Below are 19760 nucleotides of genomic sequence, written 5' to 3' on the forward strand. Positions count from 1 at the left end.
TTCTCGCATATACGCTTACCGTCCTTATAAGGACGCTTAAGGCGTTTATGCTTGACTCTCTAGATATGACCCAATCTGTTGCGGTAGCCCATTTAAGGCTTCCAATCGCAGGCTATACGATGTACTTTTAACGTTGGTATGGACAATGACCAGCCCTGCTGCGCGCAGCGCGATCAGATGGTAGTGGATTGTACTTTTAGAAAGTCCGACTTCCCGCACGATTTCCGTGAAATTCAACTGCTTGCCTGTAAGCAGACGAAGGATATACAGCCGCGTCTCATCCGAGAGTGCCCTGGTAAGGCGAAGTAGTGCTGGAGCAGGCCGGCCAGCTTCCGGAGGGAGAACATCACAAGAGTAGCTAGTGAACACGAATTCATCAAACATAGAGGTGGTGACCAGTGGGCGGGCATGATATTGCGGAATGATAATGACCTGCTTCAGACGTTCGTTTGGATAGAGGCGCATTCCGTCGGTTGCTGCTTCAAAGACTTCCATATCATTGTTCCCATTCAGTGTCGTTCGTCTTGACTCGGCTTCCTGTTCAAGCCCTTTGAGGATATTAGGGTCGATTCCATTGAAGTAACCCGCGTTCCATTCGCGCAGGATGTCAGAGGCAGTGTCCCTTAGCTCGGAAAGATTAGAGGGGACCGATTGGCCGAAACGTCCAGATATTTCATACAGTTCACCCGAAGTTAACCCATCAAACCAATCCAGAAAGCTGCTAACCGAACGTTCTACCGGACAGCACCAAATGTAGGGAGCCAAACTGAAATCATCAAGTTTCTTAACGACCTCTTGCATTTTACGAAGCAACATCGGGGCAAATCTTGCTTGGACTTCACGTACCCAGAGCTTACCGGAATCCATAGCAGTATGGTTCTGCTTGCTTAGAAAAGCAGTCATACTGTTCACACATTCATACATGGGGGCAAAATCGACTTCTAATTTATATTCCATGAGTTTCTCCATCCTTTGATTAAGTTACTGAAACATTTATTAGTTCTATAATTATAGAACTTTTTATTGGTTTTATTGTAAACGAACTATATTCCATTTTCAATAGCTTTTCGACTGAAAACAAAAGAAATTTTAATTACGAAAAAAAGACAGTTCCGTTGGGCACATTTTGTGCATTAGGAACTGTCTTTTGATGTCTACACAATTTATATAATTTTTAGGAGTTCTGAGTAGATTGCTCAAATATAATCAATTGATTATATAAGTGTTTGGTTATATAATAAATCTGAAAATCAGATGAAGAAGGTGTTTTTAGATTTGAAGGAATTTCAGGGCATGAATGATTTGACTCAGGGTCCTATTATGCCTACCTTAATGAAATTAACGCTTCCCATTATTGCGACGAATTTCATCTCCACAACCTATGGCCTCGTCGATATGATTTGGGTTGGAAGATTGGGAAGTGGTCCTGTTGCCGCGATTGGCACGGCGAGTTTTTTCATTAATCTAGCGATTGCATTGTCGACTATGATTACGATCGGTACAGGGATTAAGGTTGCGTTTTGTATGGGATCTGGCCAGATAGAGAAGGCTAAATCTTATATGAAAAACGGGTTTGCGATGTCTATTTTATTAGGACTTCTCTATATGAGTTTAGTTCTGTTGACCAACAATCAGTTGATTGGTTTTTTTGATCTTGGAAGTGATGAAGTTGAACGGATGGCACGACAATTTTTAATGATTTCGATCTTCGGGACGGTATTTTCCATCGTAAATACTTTGTTTGCCACACTCTTAAACTCGATGGGAAATAGTAAACAACCGTTTCAGATCTTCTCTGTTGGTCTTATGGTTAATATCGTCCTTGATCCATTTTTAATTTTTGGCTGGGGCAGTTTTGAAGGTTGGGGAGTAGCGGGGGCAGCCACGGCAACATTGACAGCGAACATCTTAGTTACGGCTCTTTTTATCATAAAGACAAGAAAGTCAGAAATCATTTCGAACACATCAGCATGGGACATTCGTCAAATGAAAGAAGTAATTCGTATGGGACTTCCGATCACAATCCAACGGGTCACCTTTACGCTCATATCGATCGTCATTGCTAAGATCATAGTACGTTTTGGGGCGGATGCGATTGCGGTGCAAAAAGTAGGGATTCAAATTGAATCTATTTCTTATATGACTATTGGAGGACTACAGGGAGCTATTGCTGCCTTTTTTGGACAAAATTATGGAGCACGCCGATTGGACCGTATAGGGCAGGGATATCGTAAGGCTTTGATCTTAACCTCCATCTTTGGCGTGATCATATCGCTTATATTTATTGCGTTCCCGCAGCAGCTATTTTCCTTGTTTTTATCAGATCAGACAAGCCTGGAATTAGGCACTGATTATATGCGCATCATTGGCTACTCTCAATTATTTATGTGTATGGAATTAATGACAGTAGGTGCGTTTAACGGCATTGGCCAAACTCATATCCCGCCGATCTTCAGTATTACATTTACTGCACTGCGAATTCCACTAGCCTTGATTTTATCCGAACCTTTTGGCCTGAATGGGGTGTGGATGTCGATTGCTCTAAGCAGTGTGTTTAAAGGGGTTATTCTTGTGTTCTGGTTTAGAAGATCTTTATTCAAAATGAACAAACAGCAGATAAACTACTAAGTAAAGGATGATCGTTGAAATGGCTTTATTAAATCGTAAACTCATACAGCTTCTGAGGGATAACCATTTGAATAAGGAGCTTTTTCACGGCGAATTTGGACTGGAAAAAGAAAATGTCAGAGTGGATCCAGAGGGAAGGCTTGCGCTGACACCACATCCTAAAGCTTTTGGCAACAAAATGGAGAACCCGTATATTCAAACCGATTTCTCAGAGAGTCAAATTGAAATGGTCACCCCTTCTTTTGATTCTATTGATGAGACTTATAACTTTCTGGAGGCGCTGCAGGATATTGTGTCGCTTGAGCTCAAGGAAGAATATCTGTGGCCGAGTAGTAATCCTCCAAGGCTACCGAATGATCAGGACATCCCCATTGCCAAGATGGGTAATCCGATTGAGGATGAATACAGACATCAGCTAGCAGACAAATACGGTCGCAAAAGACAATTGCTGAGCGGAATCCATTACAATTTCTCTTTTGATGAACAATTTCTGAGACAGCTTCATGACATAACAGATCCACAGGTGAGCTTTAAAGAATTCAAAGACGCTACCTACTTAAAAATAGCCCGTAACCTATTGCGGTACCGTTGGCTTCTTATCTATTTAACAGGCGCCAGCCCTGTTTTTGATAAGACTTATATGGAACAATGTGTAGCTCGCGGGGAAACAGATGACGACAAAAGCTTTTATTATCAGAATATGAATTCACTGCGGAATAGCGAATGTGGGTATCGAAATGAAAAACCTCTTTATGTATCTTTTGCTTCGTTAAGGGATTATGTTCATGATTTACAAGCTTTGATCGAATCGGAAGAATTATTAAGTGTAAAAGAGTTTTATAGTCCGGTTAGAGTGAAGACAGCAAGAGGCAAACATCCTTTAGAGGAACTGATGCAAGATGGGATAGCTTATTTGGAGCTTCGGTTTATTGATTTGAATCCACTCTACAAAATAGGAATCGGCAAAGAAACGATGATTTTCATTCATCTTTTTATCCTGTATATGCTGCTGAAGGAGGACGAACCGTTCGGAGTAGAGGATCAGAAGATGGCGAATCTTAATCATGATCAACTAATCATGGAAGGAATAAAGGGATGTTTGCATGATTACGGGGATTCATGTACAACGATGGAGCAGCAGGCATTAACTTGTATTCATGAGATGCAGGATATGATCCAACTGTTGAACCCGGAGAATGAAGTGTTTTTGAACGTATTGCATGGAGCTAAGAATAAAATTGTAGAGCCAGACCGGAGTTTTGCAGCTATTGTGAAGTCGGAAGTTCAACAATCCTCTTTTGTACAATACCATCTGAATAAAGCTAAACAATATGCTAAGGAAAGTCTTGCGAATGGATACCGTTTTGTGGGATATGAGGATCTGGAGCTATCTACACAGCTTCTTTTGAAGGCAGCGGTTAAACGTGGCATTAAGTTTCAATTGATCGATCGGGAAGAGAACTTTGTAGTTCTTACGCAAGGTGATCATAAAGAATATATTAAGCAAGCTACGAAGACCTCCCTTGATTCTTATAGTACGGTATTAATCATGGAGAATAAGATCGTTACGAAAGAAGTTCTTAAACAGCAAGGCATTCGTGTTCCCGCAGGAGAAGCTTTTCGAAATCTGGAAGAGGCAATGAATGCGCATGGCACTTACCGTAACAAGGCTATTGTGATTAAGCCCAAATCAACCAATTTTGGACTCGGTATTACTATTTTTACAGACGACTTCTCTAAAGAAGATTATCAAAAAGCCTTCGAAATCGCCTTCGAGTTTGATCGAACAGTGCTACTAGAGGAATTCATGACGGGTAAAGAATATCGTTTTCTTGTCATGGGTGATGAAGTAGTCGGAGTATTGCACCGGGTTCCTGCAAATGTGATTGGAGATGGTGTACATACGATTGAACAACTAGTGCACGAGAAGAATAAGGATCCGTTAAGAGGCCGTGGGTACAAGACACCACTTGAGAAAATTCAGATCGGTGAAGCAGAAGCGATGTTCTTGAACAACCACGCTCAGGCTTGGAGTGATATTCCTCCATTAAACGAAGTCATCTATCTTCGGGAGAACTCTAATATTAGCACGGGTGGTGACAGCCTGGATTTTACGGATGAGATCCCAGATAGTTATAAGGCTCTGGCGATTCAAGCGGCTAAAGCTGCGGGCGCCACTTTTTGTGGAGTGGATATGATGATTGATGACATCAAGGAAGAAGCCAATGATACCAACTATAGCGTTATTGAGATTAACTTTAATCCAGCGATTCATATTCATTGTTATCCTTATAAAGGGAAGAACCGAAAGGCGGATGAACGGATTCTGAATCTATTATTTGGGGAATAAACAGAAGCTCAACCAGTACCTTAGGTTGAGCTTCTGTTTTTAAAGGGGCAATTCGCTCCCTCACCCACTACATGTTCATGTTAGGAGTTACCCGCAGCTGCAACGCCACTAAAGTTTCTGGCTTGGACATTATTAAAGGGATCTGTTGCAGCTGCATTTGTGAAGATCTCTGCTGTGTACTGAATTTGACCTGTTGCGACAGCCGCTGGTGGTGGAATATCTACTGCTGTAAAACCGAAAGCTTCATTTTCTCTGCTGATCGCAACCCCAAATGTCGTGGTGAAAATGATCGTTCCGTTTCTGCGAACATTAACGGTATTGGTATTGAAAAGAGGATTGTTTTCTACTTTTAGAAATCCGGTCAAAAGTACGCGGACATTGCCTTGATTCTCAGCCGACACGCCTGCGGTCTGAATACCAATATCCCCAAAAACAAGGGGAGTCGCTGCTAGTGGAATAACTGCTGGTGTAGCATCCGAAGCAGCTTGGTTGGATAGTCTTAAATCTACAAACTGAATGGTCATCTTATATTCACCTCCTAGAAATAGAATATGATAGAAGGAGAGTTAACTCTTGGATTTGCTATATAATTCATCAGCTACCTACTTGCATGGCTTGATGATCAAGTGTTAAATGAAAGAAGGGTTAGAAGTTTAAGGAAAGGCGGAGCTATTATCAAATATAGGAATAAGTCTAAAAGGATATTATTGATTTCATTGATGCTGTTGGCAGTAGTTATCATTGGTGCGGTGGTGCTTGGGGAACGCGGAGGAATAATGAGTAAATCCGAGAGCTCTTTCAAAAGTCCTGCTGAACCGTCGCCCCTTATCATTACACATGAGAATAGTACAGATGCTATAGAGAATTATGTCATTCTAAAGACGAGCTGGAATGGAGCGGACTATGATCGGGCTTCCTTTTACTATACGGCTTGGCATAGTGAACCTACGCTTCTAACGGGGCTGCATCGTTTGAAACCAGGGGAGAAACTGCAGGTCGACTTTGGAGATTACGCACCGAGTGAAGTCACAGTAAAGATGGCCTATCTAACTGAGAGCTTTGATGAATCGCAGCTTCCAATTGTAGAAGTTCCTGTAACACTCGTCGAAGGGAAATATGAATTTGTGAACCCTCCAGCATCCACCAGTGATATTCCCACTTCGGGCCGCGTCTTTAGTGTTATAGCTAGATGGGGTGAGAACATCTGCGAATATGTCTTCGCATCAGATGGCAAGTTTGATAACTATGAATATGATTTGTGAGGTTAGTCGAAGATAAGAGATGTTCTAAAGCCGGTCCGGTTTTGGAATATCTCTTTTTTTGTCTCGATTTTAGACAAATCTAACGATGTGTCTATTTTTTAGACAATGTACCGTTATTGTCTAGTTGGGGAGGACTGTTAACCTGATTAACCATTTAGGGCTAAGTTTAATTAGATCGAGAGACGGATGAGAGAATACCCGTTTTTAATATTATGAAAACAACTTTAAGACGAGGGAGGAGTGAGCGTCATAGGTACAGAAACGGAAGAACTGAATTATGATGACATTCAAGGAATCGTCTTACAAGAACGGCCTACCCCCTACGTAGGAACCTATGTATTGCTGTCTATCGATCATCAACAGGACGGGAAAGTGATGCTGAAGCGGCTTCTCGACGAAGTGACGTCGGCCGGACAGTGGAATAATCCTCACGAAGGTGCTTGGGTCAACGTTGGTTTTACCTATCAAGGACTCCAGAAGCTGGGGATTCCCAAGGAGTCACTCAACAGCTTCGACCTGGAGTTCCGGGAGGGCATGGCTGCGCGGGCAGCTAAGCTAGGGGATGTAAACGAAAGCAGCCCGGAGCACTGGGAAGACCCGCTGGGTACTGACAAAGTCGATGTGGCGCTTGCTCTGTTCGCGCCTACCAAAGAAGCGCTGCTTCAAGCAGAAGAAGCAGCCCGTCGAATCCACTGCGAACTGAATGGTGTATCCGTCGTTTACCAGCTGGATGTCGGAATGAATCCTGACGGACGTACTCATCTGGGCTTCATGGATGGAATCAGCAATCCGAGAATCGAAGGAAACCATATACCCAATGCGGTGGGGCAGGAAGCGGAGATTAAAGCCGGTGAATTCCTGTTCGGGCATTTAAATGAATCCGGCACTATAACACAGGGACCACAGCCGGCAGAACTTGGCCACAATGGAAGTTACCTCAGTTTCCGCAAATTGCATATGAGGGTCGCGACTTTCCGTCGTTATTTGCGGGAGCATGCGGATAACCGGGAAGAGGAAGAACTTTTGGCCGCTAAAATGGTAGGAAGATGGCCGAGCGGAGCCCCTTTAAGTCTGGCTCCTGAAGCAGATGACCCGGCACTGGGCGAAGATGTCAGCCGACGGAACGCATTTACGTATGGGGATGATCATAAAGGGTTGAAATGTCCGGTAAGCTCGCATATCCGTCGTGCATTTCCCCGAGACAGCTTGCAGGATTCGGTTGTTAATGTGAACATTCACCGGTTGCTCCGGCGGTCAACGATGTATGGCCCTATACTGCCAAAAGGTGTAATGGAGGATGATGGTCAGGATAGAGGCCTTATTTTTGCAGGTATATGCAGCTCGTTGTCCCGCCAATTCGAGTTTATCAAGAGCGATTGGTTAAATGGAGGCAATTTCGCGGGCATGTCAACCGAGAAAGACCCTATTACCGGTAAGAATGAGGGGGAAGGGATGTTTACCATTCCGGACAAACCTATTCGCCACCGGATGAAAGAAATTCCAAGTTTTTCAATCACCAAAGGCGGGGAGTATTTCTTTGTTCCCAGTATGACTGCATTACGGTGGATGGCAGAGTTGGATCAACATATATCTAAGGAGGAATTAACATGTTAGAAGGACAAGATCAGACTAATCCGATTACAAGCGCTGGACGTGCCGGCCTGCGGGAAGGTGAAATATCTGAGCTTACCATCATTGCGCCGCTTAAAGAAGGTGGGGCGGATCGTCTCCGTGAGAAGCTGAAAAAAAGTGCATCGAGACAAGCCGAAACGATGGCGAAGATCGCGACCGTTCACGACATGCGCTTCGTAATCTTTGATAACGACACGCGGCTGTTGTTCGCGACGGCTTATGATGGAGATTGGGATAGTTATATCGATGATTTTGGAACTGAAATTCCAGAGTTGTTGAATAACATGTTTAATGAAGTGAAGGATTTTCCGGGAATTGAATCTTCGGAAGCGAAAGACTTCATCGCTAACCATCAGATCACTGCATCCGGCTGGTACAGTGCTTATCCCGATGCCACGGTCAGAGATATTTGGCGCGGACAGCGAATTACGAAGGCCTGGAACGACTTGCTTGACGCATCACAAAGCTAAATAACTAGAAAAGGGGGCTTTGTCCCCTTTTCCTTCCTGATAAATTACAAAGAGGTGAACGAAAATGAACAATAATAAATTAGTGTCGTCTGAACTCGCAGAAGAAGCGGTAAACTCCATTGAGGAGGTAGCAGGCAAATATCCGGGTTATCGACGCGCGCACGCCAAAGGTGTTGTCTACCAGGCGGTGTTCACCCCTAACGGCCAAGCGGGTCCTTTAACAACAGCTGCACATTTGCAAAATCAAGAGGTGCAAGCTCTCGTACGCTTCTCCAATAGCTCGACTAATCCGTCCATCCCTGATGTTTTTTCGCCTGCAAAAGGAATGGCGGTTCAGTTTGTATTGCCTGATGGGGGCGTGACAAGTTTGGTGACAATTACATTGCCGATCTTTTTTGCCAAAACACCGCAATCCTTTATTAATATCTTACGTACAATTAAAGAAAATTCGTTTGAGGGAGCGACCATTGCAGACAAATTCAAAGCCGTCATGGAGAAGTATTCGGAAAGCCGGGCTGGGCTTCAAGCCGTGAAAATGCTGCAACCGCCACTCAGTTTTGCAACCAACCTTTATCATTCCATTCATGCCTATTACTTCACCAATGCTGCTGGCGAGCGGCGGGCTATTAAATATGAGTGGGAACCGGAAGCGGGTCTGCACTTTCTGGCCCAGGAAGAGGTGGAGAATCGATCTCCCGATTATTTGGAGGATGAACTAATCGAGAGACTGTCCAAAGGTCCTGTGGCGTTTCAATTGACAGTAATCCTCGGACAGGAGGGAGATCCTACGGATGACCCGACGTCTGCTTGGCCTGAAGACCGGGAACGGATTGTTGTAGGCCATTTGTCGATCACCGGCGTGGCAGACGAGAAGGCTCAAGAGTACGTCTTTGATCCGACAGTTGTACCTGCCGGCATTGAATGCTCTGAAGATCCTATTCTGAACTTTCGTCATGATGCCTATGCGGAGTCACATTCCCGTCGAAGTACTAATCAGTAAGCATTTATTTTATATTCTATGAATATGATCGGGCTGTCCTAGAATGTCTGCCGACATCCTTAGGGCAGTCCTTTTAGGTATGTCTTGTGACACTCTTGTAACAGAGATTGGCTACGATAGGTTACGAGGTGAGAGAATGAAGAAGTTTAAAGGATTTATCGTATTGATTTTGTTGGCAGTCGTAGGATGCAGTGCAGCAACACCACAAGCAAATCTTGAACCGGAGAAGGAGGTAAAGAAAGAGGTCAATGAGAAGATCGCTTTCTGGGATCAACAGCGTAAAGGAACAAATTTCATGAATTCCAAATCTATACCCGAAAATTATGATGCAGCGAAAGAAAATAATATAGAGTTCATTCGACTTGCGCCAGATAAATGGGCAAAAGATAGTGATTTCCTGTTTAACGATCAACCGGATGCCAATCCAGATAAAGACTTTTTAATAGGGAATGCAGATAAATACGAGGGGCTGGTTGAGGATGATTTTACAGCGTTAAAAGCAGACTTGGATGCAGCCGAGGCGCGGGGTTCAAAAGTAGTGCTGACAGTCCTTAGTCTGCCCGGAGATCGGTGGCGACAGTTTAATGATTATACAAATGATGATCGAATCTGGAAGGATTTCAGTTATCATGAACAAGCGGCAACGTTTTGGAAGGATCTTGCGGAAAGATTAAAAGATCATCCTGCGGTGGTCGGCTATAATCTGATTAATGAGCCACATCCTGAACAAGCTACTGGATTTAATGATTTCTGGACAGAGGATTACAACGAATGGTATAGCTCAGTGGAGAATACTCCGGCGGATTTGAATCTTTTATATGAGACTATTGTGACAGCGATTCGAACCGTAGATACGGAAACCCCTATTATCGTCAATTCTGGTCTGTATGCTACACCATGGGCCTTTAAATATTTGAAACCCATCGATGATGCGAATGTATTATATGCTTTTCATATGTACGAACCCTACGAACTCACCAGCCAAAATAAGAAAAAAGGTTTAACCTATGAATATCCTGGAACAGTTAAAGTAGGTGAGGAGAAGACGGAAAAAGCATTCAATAAGAAAGCCTTAAAGGATTTTCTAGAACCTATCGCACAGTGGGCAGAAAAAAATAACATCCCTGCTAATCGTATTGTCGCTGAAGAATTTGGCACGAACCGGCTTGTAAAAGGTGCAGATCAATACTTGGCTGATTTAATCTCGATTTTTGCTGATTACGGCTGGCACTGGGCGTTTTATGCGTTCCGGGAGGATACTTGGGATGGCATGGATTATGAACTTGGCACTGAGCCACCAACCTGGGAGTATTGGGAAGCGATAGAGAAGGGTGAACAGCCTGATCGAAAGACGGTCGATAACCCGATATGGAACGTACTGACGAAGGGATTAGGTGTAGAGAAGTTGCAATAACGTAGCATGAAAATATATGAAAAGGTGAAACCTGTAAAGGATTTCGCCTTTTTCTTCTGATAATTATAGGAAGGAGAATCTACTTTGAATATTTTAATTGCGGATGATGAGAAACATATGACCACTATATTGAAGACTTATTTTGAAAAAGAAGGCTATAACGTTTGGACAGCAGCGGACGGTGAAGAGGCGCTTGAGCTCTTTTTTTCGAATAGGATCGATCTTGTAGTGCTGGATTGGATGATGCCTAAGCGAAGCGGGCTTGAGGTTTGTAATGAAATCAAGAAGGTTAGTTTGGCTAAAGTTGTAATGCTGACCGCAAGGTCTTCCCATGATGATGAATTCAGTGCCTTGGATATAGGGGCAGATGAATATATAAGAAAACCATTCGACCCAAGGGTTTTGATGCTTAGAATTAAAAAAATGCTAGGCACTGAAAAAGTGGCTGCGATTAGGGATTTAGAAATCGATTTTGAGCGGAAGAAAGTGTACAAGAATGGGGCCGAACTGGCGTTATATAAAAAAGAATTTGAATTGCTAACCTTCCTGTATGAGCATAAAGGACGTATTTTATCCAGAGATGCCTTATTGTCTGCGGTTTGGGGAATGGATTATCTGGGCGAAGAAAGAACTGTAGATACGCATATTAAGAGGCTGCGCGATAAAATTGGGGCTGACCACGTGATCACGCATAGGGGAATGGGGTACAGCTTCCATGATAAAAATTCATAAAATAAGTACGAAGTTATTGATCATGGTGAGCATTATTTTGCTGATTGTTTTTGGTACGTCTTATTTCCTGCACAACTATTTCTCAGCAGATTATTACCTATACAAAATGAAAACCAAGATCAACACCATTTATGACGAAGTAAAGGATCTCCGTTTGGATCAACTCATGGAAGATGAAAGCAGGATCGAGAACAATAATAACGTAACGATTGTTAGGGTTGAAAACAGTGGAAGTACAGCAGAAATTAACGAAAACATTCAATTTGCGTTGTTTAAAGATAAGGTGGCACTTAATAAATTTTGGATCACAGATGAGGTATTACAAAAAGTAAAACAAGGCAACACGGTTAATCTTTTATTTAATCAGGGCAAATTGAAATCGAGTCTGTTAACGAAAATATACGAGCAGGATAGCAGTCTAATCCTCATAGGAACTGTGGTTGTGCACAATACAGATGCCTTGACCCTCGTAAATCAATTCAGCTTTTACTCCATTCTACTGGGGATTATTATCAGTTTGCTGTTAGTGGCTTATTTTTCAAAAAAGATCATTACACCGTTAGAACAATTACAGGATGTCGCGAAGGATATATCCAATCTCGATTTTAAACAAGTGACGATTCAAACGGGGGATGAAATCGAAGAGCTCTCGAAAAGCATCAATCAGATGAGTCAGCGTCTAAAGAGCACCCATGCCAAATTAGAGGAGAAAAATCAAAGTTTAAATACCCTTATCTCAAGCATTTCGCATGAAGTGAAAACACCATTATCCTTAATCCAAGCCTATACGATTGGCATTCAGGACGGTCTGGATGATGGCACGTATCCGGATATCATTTTGGAGCAAGTGAAGTATACGTCGGATATGGTGGATTATTTAATTAAATTGTCCAAGATCCAGAAGTCAGAAGTGCATAAAGAGCCTTTTGATCTTAAAGAGCTTCTGCTAAAAGTGATCTCACATTATAATATTACGTTAAAAAATAAAAACATAACCTTAATGAGCGACTTTCATTCGCTTGAATCCTCAATCGTTGAAGAAGATATCAGCCAAATCGAGATAGTATTCAACAACTTAATTAGTAATGCCATTAAATATGGTGAAGAGGATTTTTTTGAAATAAAACTAGGGAGTGACACTACGCGTACATTAAAATTTACGATCTCCAATAAAACCACTCGCCTGAAAACGGAGCATTTAGCGTATATCTGGGACCCATTCTATGTAATTGAAGAGTCTCGAAATAAAGAAATCTCCGGTACTGGACTTGGTCTGTCCATCGTCGCGGAGATTCTTGGCAAAAATGATCTGAAATACGGGTCCAAATTAGAGGACTCATATATTAGTTTTAGTATTTGGTTTGAAGTTAAGGAGGGAATTTTGGAACTGTAGGAGCGTTAGCGTTCGCCTGAAAGCTTTCCGAAGGAAAGCTCGCATCGGAAGCATAAGCTGTCTCCGGATGTTATCCGCTGATAGCGGTAAAATCAAAAACATCTGGAGACAACAGCGACCGAAAGTCCAACATTCCCGCAGTTACGCACAACACCTATTAAAGATCTTTTCACCGCATCCATCGCAATATCATTAATTTAACTTCAATAGCGCCGCATTATCAATAAAAGTAGCCGTATTAAAAAGCAGCAAGACATCCTTGATATCATTTTGAGCCATATAATCACTGATGTTTCCATTATAATAACGGATATCGATCACATGGATTTCAGGCACATGCTGAGTCAGGAAAGGAATAACGCTATGTGCATAAGAGTCCTTGATGACGAGCAGTTTTTTCTGTTTGACCGTTGTTGGATCAAGCTGGCTGGTGATTTTCATGAGCGCATGTACGCCCCCTAAGAAATAAGAGTACTTATCCTTTTTCTCCAGATAACTTAGGTCATACATACTTGTTAAAGTCTCACCGGTATCTTGAATGTACATTTGGGTGGATACCTCATGATTAGGTTTGTACATTTGAATGGAATCAGGTGTGACCCCGATAAATTGCCCCCGGGTATGATAGCTTCCGAGAAATGAATTACTCACAGTCTGAATCTGGTATTCGCTCTGGGACAGAGGCTGCCAGCCCATGCTTTGAGCATAGGCTACATAAGCTAAGTAGGCACCGTAGGTTGTCCAGTGATGGTCGGTCCGATAGTAAATGGGTTCTGCGGCATGTGGGCTAAGAACATCAAATCCATTTATAAAAGTAAGGCTATCTCCTACATCCTTAGCTATTGTTTGATTCACCTCAGCTTGCGAGTAGACAGGAGCTAACCAGGGGAGACGTTCCTTGTACAAGCCAACCGATGTCGGTGCGAGTAAGAAAGTGGTGTTTGCATCAGGATTGTTATCGGCAAAGCGTTTCACAGCTGCTGCATATTGCTGAACTTTAGTGTAATCAGGTGCTGCGAATTTTTCGAAAAGATAGCCGTCTTTTCCTTTATAGATTCCGTTATTCTCTTGCTGCAGCCTCATCTGTTCCACCGCCGATTTCACCCATACCCATTTGTCCCGAAATGGAAAATGATCAGTTACAAAGCTTTCGGCCTCTTCCGCATAGGTGTGGGATAATAAATTGTCCCATGTCAGAGGGGGGGCTTTTTGCAAATACCGGTTCTCAAGCTCAGAGAAACGCTGAACAGGCAGTAAGAAAAAGAGGATAGGGACCAGAAATAACGTTGCAACAAATCCTCCAACCAGGATTCGATCCGTCTTCTGCTTCATAAACAATCACCCCCTAATGGTTAGAACCGGAAATATAAAAATGGATTAAAGGTTGCATCTACTAAGTAGGCAACAGATAGGAAAAATAATACGCCATACCAAACAAGAGCAGGAACCGATCTAGGATCCATCCGCTTGGAGAGCTTCACAGGTGTAGAGGCAAAGGTTAACACCACGAGTAGAATCGCGTTCGTGTAAGTGAAGTATAAAGTGGTGTTATTCCATAACGGCTGTCCATTAAAGCCAAGCATCGCTTGTAAGTAGCCAATGACCAGAGGAAGTTCTTCAAAAGCGAATAAGACCCATCCGATGAGTATAAGTACTACAGCATATAAATGTCTTGTCCAACGGGGGAGGCGGCTTAATAGCTTTAATCCCCACCATTTTTCAAAGATAAGAATGACCCCGAAGTATAATCCCCAGAGCAGAAAATTCCAGCTGGCCCCGTGCCAGATACCCGTGAGCAGCCATACGATGAGGATGTTGCGCACTTGAACGCCTAACCCCTGGCGGTTGCCTCCAAGCGGGATGTAGACATAGTCACGAAACCAACTGCTAAGGGAAATATGCCATCTCCGCCAAAAGTCAGTAATACTCTGAGAGATATAAGGTTTGTTGAAGTTCTCGTTAAAGCGGAAGCCGAACATGAGACCGAGACCAATAGCCATATCCGAATACCCGCTGAAGTCAAAATAGATCTGAAAAGCAAACGCAATAATCCCAAGCCAAGCGGTAAAAGCAGGCAGGGAATCTAGATTGGAGCTGGATATGGTGTGCCAGAGCAGACCGATGTTGTTGGCGAGCAGTACTTTTTTGGCTAATCCGATTATGAATCTCCGTACACCTTCTGCGAACATGGGGATATCGACCGTACGTTCACGTAGTTGCCCGGCAATGGTGTTATATTGAACAATCGGACCTGCTACTAACTGTGGAAACAGGGCTACAAATGTACCGAAATCAATCCAATTGCGTTGTGCTTTCGTAGTTCTTCTATAGACGTCAATAATGTAGGACATGGATTGAAAAGTATAAAATGAAATCCCAATAGGTAAAGGTAAATCCGTTAAAGGAATATGTGTACCGAGGAGTCCATTTATATTTTGGATGAGAAAATCTGCGTATTTAAAATACGACAAGAAGCCTAGATTAATAATGACGGAACTAACCACAATCCACTTGCGCTGCACCGCAGTCAGCTTTGGTCTGCTGAGCAGTAGACCAAAGCTGTAATCTGTAATGGTGGACAGCAACATGATTACAATGTAGACAGGTTCGCCCCAAGCATAAAAAACCAGGCTGCTTAAAAACAATATGAGGTTTTTGATTCGCCAGGGCGAAACATAATAGAGCGCTAGGACAGCCGGCAGGAATAGGAATAGGAAAAGTAGGCTGCTGAATACCATGGTTATTTATTTTTCTGTGAAGTAAGTATCGAAGTCTGCTACGAGTTTATCTTGATCCGCAGGATCAGCAATAACGAACAGGAAATAGTTACCCTTTTTAATAAGTTTATAGTTCTTGGCATTTTCGTATTGATCAGGCAGATAGGTTTCGAATTGTTTTTGAACATCTGTTGCACGCGCTTTGATGGCATCCTCAACAGTAGTCATATCTTTTACATCTTTAACTTTCAGAACCGCAATTTCGTTAGTCTTCACATTCATCATAGGCATTCTAATGCTATAATCTTCAAGCAATTCTGGGTTCAGATGATATAGCTGTTCAACTGTAGCCGCATCAAGCTCCATTAAAGATGGCTGCTCTACTTTGCTCAGCATTTGATCGACCATTTCTTTTGCAGTTAGATTCGTTTCAATGGCAGCCCCATTGTTACTGTTGTTGCTGGAACAGGCGCCAAGCACCACACTTAGTACAATGGTTAACGCTAGCATGAAGGTATGCTTTTTCAACTTAGGTCACTCTCCTTGATGTATTGTCTGAATTTCTCTAGTTACTAACGTATATAGTCGATAGAATGTTGCGCTGGGGACTTACTCCGGATACTTTACCCATATTTTTGCGGAAATATGATATTCACATGAATTCATGCAAAGATCTTCCTCTCTTAGCTTGCGCAATGGTTGGTTATACTGTTACTGTAAGATAGATAGTTTTTAATAGAAGGGGATTGAACGGAATGATCGAAGAACTGAACAATGAACTACCGGAGAATTATGAGGAATTAAAGAAAGCTGCCAACCGCTCTGCGGATTGGAGAGCGCGTCTAGAAGCAGTTGAAGAGCTGGGACAGACCAACCACAAACAAATTATCGATATCCTGACGCGTTTAATGGAGAGCGATCCTGTATATACAGTTCAAGAAGCTGCTTACCTTAAGCTGAAGGCTTTTGGTGAAGACGTTAAGGTGCCATCGAAGAACAAGCCTGAACTAGTTAAAGGCGTATCCAAGATCCTGCTGAGAATTAAAAAGAGCCTGCCAAGAGATCATTCTTACGAGGACTTCAAAGAGAAGCTGAAGAAGATGAGAGTTGACGTGTACGACGCTTATGAAGGTGAAAAAGGCGCTGACTTCGATACGTGGCTGATGAAGATGTGGACTTCCGCAAATAAGTAAAGGATGACAATATGCACACCAATAAATTGACAGAACAATTTCAAGAATACCTTAAGCTGTCCGCAGAATTACGCCCTGATTATATTGCCAGCTTGGGCAAGGGTGGTAACGAAGCAAAGATTACGGCTGTTTTGCCGGAGACTCCTGAACTGCTGAAAGCTATTTATAGCACTGTCTCAGGGACAAGCAGTGAGGAAGAGGAACCAAGCCTTATCGAATTTATTCCAGGGTACCGCCTGATTCATATGGATGAATATGAAGAGGAGATGAAGGTATTAGCTGGGATATTGGAGGAAAAAGGTCAACATCCTGATGGAATTATCTTGCCTATCTTAACGAACTATGGCAGTGATTTCATTTGTTATTATAAGTCTGCTGAGGGTGTGGAACAGGTATGTGACCTGCTCCATGATTTCGGCGATTTAATTGTGATGTATGATTCGCCTGATAAATTCCTGGAGACCTTATGCGAGTTCTACAAGCAGGAGGTTTATTTCCTGGATGAAGAGGGCTACCTCGATTGCGATTTAGTATTAGAAGGCGAAGTTGGTGCGGCGCTGAACCCGGATGCGAAATATTGGTCCGAGTAACGGCCTGATGCCAAATAAACAAAGAGCAGCAGTCCATTTATGGACTAGCTGCTCTTTATTTTTTAATAAGGTGAATTTTATGGCTATGTTTATTCCTGCGCAGCTTGGTTCTCTTGCTCACGAAGCTCTACTCGCCGTATTTTACCGGAGGTCGTCTTCGGAAGATCCTGAATAAACTCGATTTTGCGCGGATATTTATAAGGGGCTGTCCACTCTTTAACATGGGATTGCAGCTCTTTTACAAGCTCTGGTGAACCAACAATCTCATCCTTGAGCACGATAAATGCTTTAACAATGTGCCCACGGATCTCGTCAGGACTGGCTACGACCGCACATTCCTTGACGGAGGCATGCTTCATCAATGCTTCTTCTACCTCGAAAGGACCGATAGTATAACCTGAGCTAATGATGATGTCATCCCCACGACCCTCGAACCAGAAATAACCATCTTCATCTTTCTTTGCCCGGTCGCCGGTTATGAAGAATTCGCCGTGTGTGGAGCTTTCTTTTCTGCCGGGATCTTTGTAGTAGGTGTGGAACAGGGCTGGCATACTCAAATGTACGGCAATATCACCAACCACTCCAGCAGGCAGTGGCTTGCCGTCTTCGTCCACAACCTCGACTAAGCCGGGTGCGATTGATTTACCCATAGAACCAATGCGTATTGGAGTATCTTTGAGTGTTCCGATAATTAGGGTGCTTTCCGTCTGGCCGTACCCATCACGGATCGTGATATCGAATTCACGCTGAAAGGTGTTAATAACCTCTTGATTTAATGGCTCTCCGGCAGATACTGCACATCGCAGGGTAGACAAGTCGTAACGACCTAAGTCTTCTGTTTTAGCCATTAGACGATATTCCGTTGGGGTGCAGCATAATACTTGAATTTTGTGATCCTGCAATAGCTGCAAATATTTTTTGGGATGAAAGGATCCACTATATACAAAACCTGTAGCTCCGTTGCCAAGAACGGTTAAGAAGGGACTCCAGATCCATTTTTGCCAGCCGGGAGCTGCTGTTGCCCAGACGGTGTCAGATCCTTGAATATCCAGCCATTGAGGTGAGGTGATCCGCAAGTGAGCATAACCCCAGCCATGACTATGAACGACCGCTTTAGGGTTGCCGGTAGTACCTGAGGTGTAAGCGAGAATAGCCATATCATCCCGGCGGCTTGCGACTGCTGTAAAGGTATCTGGTTGTCCAACCATCAGACTTTCTAGATCCAGCCAGCCTTCACCGAGTTCGTCTGAGCTGCCAGATACGGAAAGACGGTAATCGAGAGCAGGAAGATCCTCTGAGATTTTATTCACTTCCCCGGTTACTTCGGACCAAGCAATAACGGCTCTGGCTTCAGAATGGCGCAGGCGGTAGGATAAATCTTTGGCACGCAGCATTTCTGAGGATGGAATGATGGCAAGTCCTTGTTTCAGACAAGCTAAATAGATGACATAAGCGATGATGCGGCGTGGAACCATAACAAGAATACGATCCCCTTGTTGCAGCCCAAGCTTCGCAAGTCCTCCGGCCAGCCGGTTAGCTTGTTTGCGTAATTCACCGTAAGTAATTTCCTCATAATCTCCTTGCTCATTTAACCACTTAAGCGCAATCTTCTCAGGAGCATGGCTTTCCATTTCCGAAGTGAGATTGTAGAACTCAGGTGCGATCCATTGCTGATTATCCAATATGAACCTCTCCTATATCAAACAAGATGTGTATAACTGTTCTATTTAGTATATCACGTTATCCTAGTACCAGGTACTAGTACCTTGAGTTCTTAATGAATTTCGGGTTAAGATAATATGTGTAAGGTAAACTTATAATAGACCACAAATCCAGAAAGTGAGAACTTATGTTATGAATCACACAACTTTTGATGAAATATTCGCTATTATGGAAGCCTCATTTCCTACTTCTGAGATCAGAACCTTTGAGGGACAACAGGAGTTATTGGACGTTCCAGATTATCGTCTCATTACCGAGATGAATTCTGAGGGTAAAATTGTTGCTTTTATGGCCTGCTGGGAGTTTCCCGGTTTTCGTTTTGTAGAACATATAGCAGTCGACCCGAGCATCAGAGGTGGAGGAATTGGCAAAAAGCTGATGACTGAATACATCAGTCTATCTAACAAGCCTGTCCTTTTGGAAGTTGAGCGGCCACTGGGTGAAATGGAGCAGCGGAGAATCGGCTTTTATGAGCGGCTGGGCTTTCATTTGAACCCTTACGATTATGTGCAGCCTCCTTTGCGTGAAGGAAATGAAGATTTACCACTCTTAATTATGACTTACCCTAACCCTGTTGATGAAGAAGAATTCCAACTTTATAGAGAAATTTTATATTCAGAAGTGTATAAGGTTACAACTCCGTATCAAGGTTAAAGC

Annotated in this window: 18 protein-coding genes; 12 read left to right on the forward strand and 6 right to left on the reverse strand. The window is 43.0% G+C overall.

Annotated elements, in window-relative coordinates:
• Positions 1–45: 45 nt before the first annotated feature.
• A complete protein-coding gene (locus NST40_RS03920; RefSeq protein ID WP_076219451.1) occupies positions 46–957 on the reverse strand; it encodes a winged helix-turn-helix domain-containing protein in 912 nt (303 codons plus the stop codon).
• 318 nt (positions 958–1275) lie between these two features.
• On the opposite strand from NST40_RS03920, the gene NST40_RS03925 reads away from it, so the two are divergent.
• Positions 1276–2628 (forward strand): MATE family efflux transporter, encoded by a 1353-nt coding sequence (locus NST40_RS03925; protein ID WP_256719010.1) that lies wholly within the window; start codon positions 1276–1278, stop codon positions 2626–2628.
• 19 nt (positions 2629–2647) lie between these two features.
• Complete coding sequence (gene gshAB / locus NST40_RS03930) at positions 2648–4978, forward strand: bifunctional glutamate--cysteine ligase GshA/glutathione synthetase GshB (protein ID WP_342410418.1); 2331 nt, start codon at positions 2648–2650, stop codon at positions 4976–4978.
• 80 nt (positions 4979–5058) lie between these two features.
• Here the strand turns inward: gshAB and NST40_RS03935 are convergent, their stop codons facing one another.
• Positions 5059–5502: a hypothetical protein gene (locus NST40_RS03935; RefSeq protein WP_036684901.1), complete on the reverse strand. Its 444-nt coding sequence runs from the start codon at positions 5500–5502 to the stop codon at positions 5059–5061.
• A gap of 183 nt (positions 5503–5685) precedes the next feature.
• Here NST40_RS03935 and NST40_RS03940 point away from each other — a divergent pair, with 183 nt between their 5' ends.
• The 7 genes from NST40_RS03940 to NST40_RS03970 all read left to right on the forward strand — a co-directional run bounded on the left by NST40_RS03940 (position 5686) and on the right by NST40_RS03970 (position 12881).
• Positions 5686–6240 carry a hypothetical protein gene (locus tag NST40_RS03940; protein WP_076179117.1) on the forward strand — a complete coding sequence of 185 codons (555 nt, stop codon included), beginning with the start codon at positions 5686–5688 and terminating at the stop codon, positions 6238–6240.
• A 240-nt stretch (positions 6241–6480) separates the two neighbouring features.
• Entirely contained in the window at positions 6481–7854 is a 1374-nt protein-coding gene (locus NST40_RS03945; protein ID WP_081393696.1) for a Dyp-type peroxidase, read from the forward strand.
• Positions 7848–8342 (forward strand): hypothetical protein, encoded by a 495-nt coding sequence (locus NST40_RS03950; RefSeq protein WP_111502622.1) that lies wholly within the window; start codon positions 7848–7850, stop codon positions 8340–8342. Before NST40_RS03945 ends, NST40_RS03950 begins: the two co-directional genes overlap by 7 nt.
• Positions 8343–8406: 64 nt before the next feature.
• Complete coding sequence (locus NST40_RS03955; protein WP_248549453.1) at positions 8407–9342, forward strand: catalase family peroxidase; 936 nt, start codon at positions 8407–8409, stop codon at positions 9340–9342.
• A gap of 136 nt (positions 9343–9478) precedes the next feature.
• Positions 9479–10756, forward strand: coding sequence for a cellulase family glycosylhydrolase (locus NST40_RS03960; protein ID WP_076219448.1), 1278 nt, complete (start codon positions 9479–9481; stop codon positions 10754–10756).
• A gap of 84 nt (positions 10757–10840) precedes the next feature.
• The gene (locus tag NST40_RS03965) at positions 10841–11488 is read left to right on the forward strand and encodes a response regulator transcription factor (RefSeq protein WP_076276995.1); all 648 of its coding nucleotides are present in this window, start codon (positions 10841–10843) and stop codon (positions 11486–11488) included.
• On the forward strand, positions 11472–12881 hold the full coding sequence (locus tag NST40_RS03970; RefSeq protein ID WP_342410420.1) for a HAMP domain-containing sensor histidine kinase: 1410 nt from the start codon (positions 11472–11474) through the stop codon (positions 12879–12881). Before NST40_RS03965 ends, NST40_RS03970 begins: the two co-directional genes overlap by 17 nt.
• 192 nt (positions 12882–13073) lie before the next feature.
• Here the strand turns inward: NST40_RS03970 and NST40_RS03975 are convergent, their stop codons facing one another.
• From NST40_RS03975 to NST40_RS03985, 3 genes are read right to left on the reverse strand one after another with little or no spacing between them, the layout of a single operon-like run.
• Positions 13074–14213 carry a DHHW family protein gene (locus NST40_RS03975; RefSeq protein ID WP_342410421.1) on the reverse strand — a complete coding sequence of 380 codons (1140 nt, stop codon included), beginning with the start codon at positions 14211–14213 and terminating at the stop codon, positions 13074–13076.
• A gap of 20 nt (positions 14214–14233) precedes the next feature.
• Positions 14234–15619 (reverse strand): MBOAT family O-acyltransferase, encoded by a 1386-nt coding sequence (locus NST40_RS03980; protein WP_076220123.1) that lies wholly within the window; start codon positions 15617–15619, stop codon positions 14234–14236.
• A gap of 6 nt (positions 15620–15625) precedes the next feature.
• Positions 15626–16126, reverse strand: coding sequence for a DUF4358 domain-containing protein (locus tag NST40_RS03985; RefSeq protein ID WP_036684911.1), 501 nt, complete (start codon positions 16124–16126; stop codon positions 15626–15628).
• A 227-nt stretch (positions 16127–16353) separates the two neighbouring features.
• Between NST40_RS03985 and NST40_RS03990 the strand changes: the two genes are divergently transcribed.
• Together NST40_RS03990 and NST40_RS03995 are read left to right on the forward strand one after the other, a co-directional pair.
• Positions 16354–16791 (forward strand): HEAT repeat domain-containing protein, encoded by a 438-nt coding sequence (locus tag NST40_RS03990; RefSeq protein WP_036684913.1) that lies wholly within the window; start codon positions 16354–16356, stop codon positions 16789–16791.
• A gap of 11 nt (positions 16792–16802) precedes the next feature.
• On the forward strand, positions 16803–17381 hold the full coding sequence (locus NST40_RS03995) for an SMI1/KNR4 family protein (RefSeq protein WP_076185078.1): 579 nt from the start codon (positions 16803–16805) through the stop codon (positions 17379–17381).
• A gap of 89 nt (positions 17382–17470) precedes the next feature.
• Here NST40_RS03995 and NST40_RS04000 read toward each other — a convergent pair whose 3' ends face one another.
• The gene (locus tag NST40_RS04000; RefSeq protein ID WP_076276998.1) at positions 17471–19066 is read right to left on the reverse strand and encodes an AMP-binding protein; all 1596 of its coding nucleotides are present in this window, start codon (positions 19064–19066) and stop codon (positions 17471–17473) included.
• Between the two features lie 169 nt (positions 19067–19235).
• Here NST40_RS04000 and NST40_RS04005 point away from each other — a divergent pair, with 169 nt between their 5' ends.
• On the forward strand, positions 19236–19757 hold the full coding sequence (locus NST40_RS04005) for a GNAT family N-acetyltransferase (RefSeq protein WP_036684918.1): 522 nt from the start codon (positions 19236–19238) through the stop codon (positions 19755–19757).
• The last annotated feature ends 3 nt before the right edge of the window (positions 19758–19760 follow it).

It is taken from the genome of Paenibacillus sp. FSL R10-2778, from assembly GCF_038593035.1.
GTDB lineage: Bacteria > Bacillota > Bacilli > Paenibacillales > Paenibacillaceae > Paenibacillus_AQ > Paenibacillus_AQ odorifer.